The sequence below is a fragment of the Escherichia sp. 94.0001 genome (assembly GCF_013369155.2).
GTDB lineage: Bacteria > Pseudomonadota > Gammaproteobacteria > Enterobacterales > Enterobacteriaceae > Escherichia > Escherichia coli_F.
In genome coordinates this window covers 114,125-123,160 of the sequence record NZ_JABWMS020000010.1, presented here as the reverse complement: position 1 = coordinate 123,160, position 9,036 = coordinate 114,125, and the positions used below count along the sequence as shown (strand labels likewise).

Genomic DNA, 9,036 nt, shown 5'->3' with positions numbered 1-9,036 from the left:
ATGCAAATATATGTAAAGCGGGGCATTAAAAAAACGCCCCGTAATATAACTCAGACGAATCATTAAGCCTACATTGCGTAGGCTATTTGATTTTATTTTGCCCAGAATGCTGCTTTGGCGCGCTGCAGCTTTTCGTAGGCCTTCAACAACGACTGATGTGCAGCAAACGCGTGCAGATCGCTATCTACGGGTTGCAAGCCATAAAACGCCGCTTCGCCGCTCATTGCCGCACTGGCGGCTTCCACGGCATCTGCGCCGTACATGCGAACAAACGCATTCAGATATTGCAGCGGCTGGCGATCTTCTTCCTGCGCCAGTAATAACAACGTTTGCAGGCAGCGATAATAGTTGGCGCGTTCCGGACTGAACACTGATGAGTTAAATTCCATCGTCCATTCAGTCCAGACCAGAGCCTGTTCCAGATCGCCACCAGCCAGCGCCAGCATAGCCTTCAATTCACCGATACGCAGAGTGTACCAGCCGTTATCCGGCCCGGTTGCCAGACCCAATAGCTCACGCACGCGGGTAAAGTCATCAAAACCTTCTTCATCCAGTTGCTCGATGAGGTTCAGGTAATCTTCTTTTTCCCACTCGCTGCCTGGGAGTGAAAGAATCGTTTCACGTAAATGGCTGCCCATGCTGTTATTCGCCAGCCACAGATCTTCTGCCGGATAAATATCGGACATGCCTGGCACGATAATGCGGCAAGCATAAACGCCCAGATGCTCGTAATCGGCAATATAAACTTCTTTATCTTCTTTGTTGAAGATAGCCATCAGCGTAGCAAACTCTTCTTCCGTGGTGCCTGAGAAGCTCCAGTCCACAAACGGATAATCAGCATCCTGCTTGAACAGGTCCCAGGAGATTAAACCGCTGGAATCGATAAAGTGCGTTTCGAGGTTAGTATGTTCAGCGACTTCTTCATCATCGAAGGTTGGCGGAGTAAACACATCCAAATCTTTCAGACCGCGGCCTTGCAGCAGCTCGGTCACGGTACGTTCCAGTGCAACGCCAAAATCAGGATGTGCACCGAAGGATGCAAAGCAGGTACCGTTAGCTGGATTGAACAGTACCACGCAGATCACCGGATATTGACCGCCAAGCGAGGCATCATAAGCGAAGATCGGGAAACCTTCCGCTTCCAGTGTTTCGATCGCTTCAACCACCGCTGGGTAACGCGCCAGCACGTCTGTCGGGATTTCCGGCAAGCTGATGCTTTCAGCAATAATCCGGTTTTTCACGTAGCGTTCGAAAACTTCGGACAACCCCTGAACGCGTGCTTCGTTTCGGGTATTGCCAGCGGACATACCGTTAGAAACGTACAGGTTACCAATGATATTCATCGGAATATAAACGATCTGATTGTCGGACTGGCGCGTAAACGGTAGACCGCAAATACCACGATCTTCGTTACCAGATTGTAGGTCAATCAGCATGCTGCCGGTCAGTTCATTCTCCGGATCGTAAAATGCGCGCAGACGGTCATCGAGCAGCCCTTCTGGTACATCGTCGTTTTCGGTCAGTGGGAACCATTTTTCGTTGGGATAATGCACGAATGGACCGTTGGCGATGGTTTCGCCCAGCCAGAAGTCAGCAAAAAAGTAGTTGGTAGACAGACGCTCGAAATATTCACCGAGTGCAGAAGCCAGCGCCGCTTTTTTGGTTGCGCCTTTACCGTTGGTAAAACACAGTGCGCACTCTTTGTCGCGAATATGCACAGACCAGACGTTAGGCACGGGATTCAGCCAGGAGGCCTCTTCAATCTGAAAACCGAGGTCTGAAAGTTTTTGCTGGAAGCGAGCGATGGAATCTTCCAGGGCGGCATCTTTGCCGGGGATAAATGTTTGCGTCATGAAAATCACTTTAGTCGTACGGAAAGCGCGCAATAATACGGGTTTTATCTCAAAGGCGCTATCACCGCCGCCAGGCAGATGAACTGTTGACTATGCTTTTAGCGGATAAACCACGATAAGAGCATAAAAATGAAGGCATTCGATCTCCACCGTATGGCATTTGATAAAGTGCCTTTTGATTTCCTTGGCGAAGTTGCACTACGTAGTCTTTATACCTTTGTACTGGTCTTTTTATTCCTCAAAATGACCGGCAGACGCGGTGTGCGGCAGATGTCGCTGTTTGAAGTGTTAATCATTCTGACGCTGGGGTCAGCGGCGGGGGATGTGGCGTTTTATGATGATGTGCCGATGGTTCCGGTGCTTATCGTCTTTATTACTCTGGCGTTGTTATACCGTCTGGTAATGTGGTTGATGGCGCACAGTGAAAAACTGGAGGATCTTCTGGAAGGCAAGCCGGTTGTCATTATTGAGGATGGTGAGCTGGCCTGGTCGAAACTTAGTAACTCCAACATGACGGAATTTGAGTTCTTTATGGAGCTGCGACTGCGTGGAGTGGAGCAGTTGGGGCAGGTACGTCTGGCGATTCTCGAAACCAACGGGCAAATCAGTGTCTATTTCTTTGAAGATGACAAGGTCAAACCGGGATTACTTATTTTACCCAGTGACTGTACTCAGCGTTACAAAGTGGTGCCTGAGTCGGCGGACTATGCTTGCATCCGTTGCAGTGAGATCATTCATATGAACGCAGGGGAAAAACAATTATGTCCGCGCTGTGCAAATCCAGAATGGACGAAGGCAAGTCGGGCTAAACGGGTGACCTGACAGCAAAAAAATCGGTTTTTGGACAATAATCCGAGAGATTCTATTGTGTGACGTGTGCCGCATTTTTGCCCTCGACTGTTTTACCCATTGCGATGCGCGCCACTGAATGATAAAACCGATAGCCACAGGAATAATGTATTACCCGCGGTCGCAATCGATTGTCCGTGGGTTAATGGCAACGCAACGTGGTGAGGGGAAATGGCTCAAATCTTCAATTTTAGTTCTGGTCCGGCAATGCTACCGGCAGAGGTGCTTAAACAGGCTCAACAGGAACTGCGCGACTGGAACGGTCTTGGTACGTCGGTGATGGAAGTGAGCCACCGTGGTAAAGAGTTCATTCAGGTTGCAGAGGAAGCCGAGAAGGATTTTCGCGATCTTCTTAATATCCCCTCCAACTATAAAGTATTGTTCTGCCACGGCGGTGGTCGCGGTCAATTTGCTGCAGTACCGTTGAATATTCTTGGTGATAAAACCACTGCAGATTATGTTGATGCCGGTTACTGGGCGGCAAGTGCCATTAAAGAAGCGAAAAAATACTGCAAGCCAAATGTCTTTGACGCCAAAGTGACTGTTGATGGTCTTCGTGCGGTTAAGCCAATGCGTGAATGGCAGCTCTCTGATAATGCCGCTTATATGCATTACTGCCCAAATGAGACCATCGATGGTATCGCCATCGACGAAACGCCAGACTTTGGTAAAGAAGTGGTGGTTGCAGCCGACTTCTCTTCAACGATTCTTTCCCGTCCGATTGACGTCAGCCGTTATGGTGTAATTTACGCTGGCGCGCAGAAAAATATCGGCCCGGCTGGCCTGACAATCGTCATCGTTCGTGAAGATTTGCTGGGCAAAGCGAATATCGCGTGTCCGTCGATTCTGGATTATTCCATTCTCAACGATAACGACTCCATGTTTAACACGCCGCCGACATTTGCCTGGTATCTGTCTGGTCTGGTCTTTAAATGGCTGAAAGCGAACGGCGGTGTAGCTGCAATGGATAAAATCAATCAGCAAAAAGCAGAACTGCTGTATGGGGTGATTGATAACAGCGATTTCTACCGCAATGACGTGGCGAAAGCTAACCGTTCGCGGATGAACGTGCCGTTCCAGTTGGCGGACAGTGCGCTTGACAAATTGTTCCTTGAAGAGTCTTTTGCTGCGGGGCTGCATGCCCTGAAAGGGCATCGTGTGGTCGGCGGTATGCGTGCGTCAATTTATAACGCAATGCCTCTGGAAGGCGTTAAAGCGCTGACAGACTTCATGATTGAGTTCGAACGCCGTCACGGCTAATGCCGAAATTTTGCTTAATCCCCACAGCCAGCCTGTGGGGTTTTTATTTCTGTTGTAGAGAGTTGAGTTCATGGAATCCCTGACGTTACAACCCATCGCTCGTGTCGATGGCACCATTAATCTGCCCGGTTCCAAGAGCGTTTCTAACCGCGCTTTATTGCTGGCGGCATTAGCACACGGCAAAACAGTATTAACCAATCTGCTGGATAGCGATGACGTGCGCCATATGCTGAATGCATTAGCAGCGTTAGGGGTAAGCTATACGCTTTCAGCCGATCGTACGCGTTGCGAAATTATCGGTAACGGCGGTCCATTACACGCAGAAGGTGCCCTGGAGTTGTTCCTCGGAAACGCCGGAACGGCAATGCGCCCGCTGGCGGCAGCTCTTTGTCTGGGTAGCAATGATATTGTGCTGACCGGTGAGCCGCGTATGAAAGAGCGCCCGATTGGTCATCTGGTGGATGCGCTACGCCTGGGCGGGGCGAAGATCACTTACCTGGAACAAGAAAATTATCCGCCATTGCGTTTACAGGGCGGCTTTACTGGCGGCAACGTTGACGTTGATGGCTCTGTTTCCAGCCAGTTCCTCACCGCACTATTAATGACTGCGCCTCTTGCGCCGGAAGATACGGTGATTCGTATTAAAGGCGATCTGGTTTCTAAACCTTATATCGACATCACACTCAATCTGATGAAGACGTTTGGTGTTGAAATTGAAAATCAGCACTATCAACAATTTGTCGTTAAAGGCGGGCAGTCTTATCAGTCTCCGGGTACTTATTTGGTCGAAGGCGATGCATCTTCCGCTTCTTACTTTCTGGCAGCAGCAGCAATCAAAGGCGGCACTGTAAAAGTGACCGGTATTGGACGCAACAGTATGCAGGGTGATATTCGCTTTGCTGATGTGCTGGAAAAAATGGGCGCAACCATTAGCTGGGGCGATGATTATATTTCCTGCACGCGTGGTGAACTGAACGCTATTGATATGGATATGAACCATATTCCCGATGCGGCGATGACCATTGCCACGGCGGCATTATTTGCAAAAGGCACTACCACGCTGCGCAATATCTATAACTGGCGTGTTAAAGAGACTGATCGCCTGTTTGCGATGGCAACAGAACTGCGTAAAGTTGGTGCGGAAGTAGAAGAGGGGCACGATTACATTCGTATCACTCCACCGGAAAAACTGAACTTTGCCGAGATCGCAACATACAATGATCACCGGATGGCGATGTGTTTCTCGCTGGTGGCGTTGTCAGATACACCAGTGACGATTCTTGATCCCAAATGCACGGCCAAAACATTTCCGGATTATTTCGAGCAGCTGGCGCGGATTAGCCAACCAGCCTGAATGAACATTGGGCGATAAAAATCTTTCTTTATCAAAACGTCGGCACATTGCCGGCGTTTTTTTTCGGACCTTGTGAGTCATTTTGATTAATGGTAGCGTTGTTTGTCAATGTAAGTTATTGATACATAATATTTATATATGATTAATCAACGGATGATTCACATGAAGAATACTAAATTACTGCTGGCGATTGCGGCCTCTGCAGCTTTACTGACAGGGTGTCAGAATACCCACGGTATTGATACCAATATGGCTATCAGCTCAGGTTTAAATGCCTATAAAGCAGCAACGTTAAGCGATGCTGATGCAAAAGCGATTGCCAATCAGGGCTGTGCCGAAATGGACAGCGGCAATCAAGTCGCAAGTAAATCCAGCAAGTACGGTAAACGTCTGGCAAAAATCGCCAAAGCATTGGGTAACAATATTAATGGCACGCCGGTCAACTATAAGGTTTATATGACCAGCGACGTCAACGCATGGGCGATGGCGAACGGCTGTGTTCGTGTCTACAGTGGCCTGATGGACATGATGAACGACAACGAAATTGAAGGCGTTCTGGGTCATGAACTGGGCCACGTCGCGTTGGGTCACTCGCTGGCTGAAATGAAAGCTTCTTATGCGATCGTGGCCGCACGCGATGCCATTTCAGCTACCAGCGGTGTGGCTTCCCAGCTTTCCCGTTCACAATTAGGTGATATCGCAGAAGGCGCTATCAATGCTAAATACTCCCGTGATAAAGAATCCGAAGCAGATGATTTCTCTTTTGATCTGTTGAAGAAACGTGGCATCAGTACCCAGGGGCTGGTTGGTAGCTTTGAAAAACTGGCCAGCCTGGATGGCGGTCGCACCCAGTCCATGTTTGATTCTCACCCACCATCAACAGAGCGTGCGCAACACATCCGTGATCGTATCGCCTCTGGTAAGTAAATCATTGTCATCTTTCGGGCTGGTCTTCTGCCAGCCCGCTATAATTGCGCAATAAATCCCCATCTGAATACAGACAAAACTGGTTTTTGCACACAACGTTAACGATTTGTGGCGTCGGCGCGTATAATGCGCGCGGTTATGTTAACGGTACGCCTGTTTTAAGGAGATAAAGATGACGGCAATTGCCCCGGTTATTACCATTGATGGCCCAAGCGGTGCAGGGAAAGGCACCTTGTGTAAGGCTATGGCGGAAGCGTTGCAATGGCATCTGCTGGACTCGGGTGCAATTTATCGCGTACTGGCACTGGCGGCATTACATCACCATGTTGATGTTGCATCGGAAGATGCGCTCGTGCCGCTGGCATCCCATCTGGATGTACGTTTTGTGTCGACCAATGGCAATCTGGAAGTGATCCTCGAAGGGGAAGATGTCAGCGGCGAAATTCGTACTCAGGAAGTGGCGAATGCTGCTTCACAAGTCGCGGCATTCCCACGCGTTCGTGAAGCATTATTGCGTCGCCAACGCGCGTTTCGCGAATTACCAGGCTTGATTGCCGATGGCCGCGATATGGGAACGGTGGTATTCCCTGATGCGCCAGTGAAAATTTTCCTTGACGCCTCCTCGGAAGAACGTGCGCATCGCCGCATGCTACAGTTGCAGGAGAAGGGCTTTAGTGTTAACTTTGAGCGCCTTTTGGCCGAGATCAAAGAACGCGACGACCGCGATCGTAACCGAGCGGTAGCGCCACTGGTTCCGGCTGCCGATGCTTTAGTGTTGGATTCTACCACCTTAAGCATTGAGCAAGTGATTGAAAAAGCGCTACAATACGCGCGCCAGAAATTGGCTCTCGCATAAGCGACCGAATTTGCAGTACCCCCGTTGCAATGGAATGACAGCGGGTATGTTAAACAACCCCATCCGGCATGGAGCCAGGTGGACGTTAAATATAAACCTGAAGATTAAACATGACTGAATCTTTTGCTCAACTCTTTGAAGAGTCCTTAAAAGAAATCGAAACCCGCCCGGGTTCTATCGTTCGTGGCGTTGTTGTTGCTATCGACAAAGACGTAGTACTGGTTGACGCTGGTCTGAAATCTGAGTCCGCCATCCCGGCTGAGCAGTTCAAAAACGCCCAGGGCGAGCTGGAAATCCAGGTAGGTGACGAAGTTGACGTTGCTCTGGACGCAGTAGAAGACGGCTTCGGTGAAACTCTGCTGTCCCGTGAGAAAGCTAAACGTCACGAAGCCTGGATCACGCTGGAAAAAGCTTACGAAGATGCTGAAACTGTTACCGGTGTTATCAACGGCAAAGTTAAGGGCGGCTTCACTGTTGAGCTGAACGGTATTCGTGCGTTCCTGCCAGGTTCTCTGGTAGACGTTCGTCCGGTGCGTGACACTCTGCACCTGGAAGGCAAAGAGCTTGAATTCAAAGTAATCAAGCTGGATCAGAAGCGCAACAACGTTGTTGTTTCTCGTCGTGCCGTTATCGAATCCGAAAACAGCGCAGAGCGCGATCAGCTGCTGGAAAACCTGCAGGAAGGCATGGAAGTTAAAGGTATCGTTAAGAACCTCACTGACTACGGTGCATTCGTTGATCTGGGCGGCGTTGACGGCCTGCTGCACATCACTGATATGGCCTGGAAACGCGTTAAGCATCCGAGCGAAATCGTCAACGTGGGCGACGAAATCACTGTTAAAGTGCTGAAGTTCGACCGCGAACGTACCCGTGTATCCCTGGGCCTGAAACAGCTGGGCGAAGATCCGTGGGTAGCTATCGCTAAACGTTATCCGGAAGGTACCAAACTGACTGGTCGCGTGACCAACCTGACCGACTACGGCTGCTTCGTTGAAATCGAAGAAGGCGTTGAAGGCCTGGTACACGTTTCCGAAATGGATTGGACCAACAAAAACATCCACCCGTCCAAAGTTGTTAACGTTGGCGATGTCGTGGAAGTTATGGTTCTGGATATCGACGAAGAACGTCGTCGTATCTCCCTGGGTCTGAAACAGTGTAAAGCTAACCCGTGGCAGCAGTTCGCGGAAACCCACAACAAGGGTGACCGTGTTGAAGGTAAAATCAAGTCTATCACTGACTTCGGTATCTTCATCGGCCTTGACGGCGGCATCGACGGCCTGGTTCACCTGTCTGACATCTCCTGGAACGTTGCAGGCGAAGAAGCAGTTCGTGAATACAAAAAAGGTGACGAAATCGCTGCAGTTGTTCTGCAGGTTGACGCAGAACGTGAACGTATCTCCCTGGGCGTTAAACAGCTCGCAGAAGATCCGTTCAACAACTGGGTTGCTCTGAACAAGAAAGGCGCTATCGTAACCGGTAAAGTAACTGCAGTTGACGCTAAAGGCGCAACCGTAGAACTGGCTGACGGCGTTGAAGGTTACCTGCGTGCTTCTGAAGCATCCCGTGACCGCGTTGAAGACGCTACCCTGGTTCTGAGCGTTGGCGACGAAGTTGAAGCTAAATTCACCGGCGTTGATCGTAAGAACCGCGCAATCAGCCTGTCTGTTCGTGCGAAAGACGAAGCTGATGAGAAAGATGCAATCGCAACTGTTAACAAACAGGAAGATGCAAACTTCTCCAACAACGCAATGGCTGAAGCTTTCAAAGCAGCTAAAGGCGAGTAATTCTCTGACTCTTCGGGATTTTTATTCCGAAGTTTGTTGAGTTTACTTGACAGATTGCAGGTTTCGTCCTGTAATCAAGCACTAAGGGCGGCTACGGCCGCCCTTAATCAATGCAGCAACAGCAGCCGCTAAATTTGCCTTTAAGGAACCGGA

The 9,036-nt window shown here is 49.7% G+C and carries 7 protein-coding genes; 6 read left to right on the top strand and 1 reads right to left on the bottom strand.

Going from position 1 to position 9,036, the window contains the following annotated elements:
• Positions 1-92: 92 nt before the first annotated feature.
• Entirely contained in the window at positions 93-1,853 is a 1,761-nt protein-coding gene (gene ycaO, locus HEN33_RS08015; RefSeq protein WP_176263446.1) for a 30S ribosomal protein S12 methylthiotransferase accessory factor YcaO, read from the bottom strand.
• A gap of 129 nt (positions 1,854-1,982) precedes the next feature.
• On the opposite strand from ycaO, the gene HEN33_RS08010 reads away from it, so the two are divergent.
• The 6 genes from HEN33_RS08010 (at position 1,983) to rpsA (ending at position 8,883) form a co-directional block, all read left to right on the top strand.
• Positions 1,983-2,675, top strand: a complete 693-nt coding sequence (locus HEN33_RS08010) for a DUF421 domain-containing protein (protein ID WP_176263447.1) — start codon at positions 1,983-1,985, stop codon at positions 2,673-2,675.
• Positions 2,676-2,873: 198 nt separating this feature from the next.
• The gene (gene serC, locus HEN33_RS08005) at positions 2,874-3,962 is read left to right on the top strand and encodes a 3-phosphoserine/phosphohydroxythreonine transaminase (RefSeq protein ID WP_000057129.1); all 1,089 of its coding nucleotides are present in this window, start codon (positions 2,874-2,876) and stop codon (positions 3,960-3,962) included.
• Positions 3,963-4,032: 70 nt separating this feature from the next.
• Positions 4,033-5,316, top strand: coding sequence for a 3-phosphoshikimate 1-carboxyvinyltransferase (aroA, locus tag HEN33_RS08000; RefSeq protein WP_176263448.1), 1,284 nt, complete (start codon positions 4,033-4,035; stop codon positions 5,314-5,316).
• A 162-nt stretch (positions 5,317-5,478) separates the two neighbouring features.
• Positions 5,479-6,243 carry a metallopeptidase YcaL gene (gene ycaL / locus HEN33_RS07995; RefSeq protein WP_001353317.1) on the top strand — a complete coding sequence of 255 codons (765 nt, stop codon included), beginning with the start codon at positions 5,479-5,481 and terminating at the stop codon, positions 6,241-6,243.
• A gap of 172 nt (positions 6,244-6,415) precedes the next feature.
• Positions 6,416-7,099, top strand: a complete 684-nt coding sequence (gene cmk, locus HEN33_RS07990) for a (d)CMP kinase (protein WP_000125016.1) — start codon at positions 6,416-6,418, stop codon at positions 7,097-7,099.
• A 110-nt stretch (positions 7,100-7,209) separates the two neighbouring features.
• Positions 7,210-8,883: a 30S ribosomal protein S1 gene (gene rpsA / locus HEN33_RS07985; protein ID WP_000140327.1), complete on the top strand. Its 1,674-nt coding sequence runs from the start codon at positions 7,210-7,212 to the stop codon at positions 8,881-8,883.
• Positions 8,884-9,036: the final 153 nt, after the last annotated feature.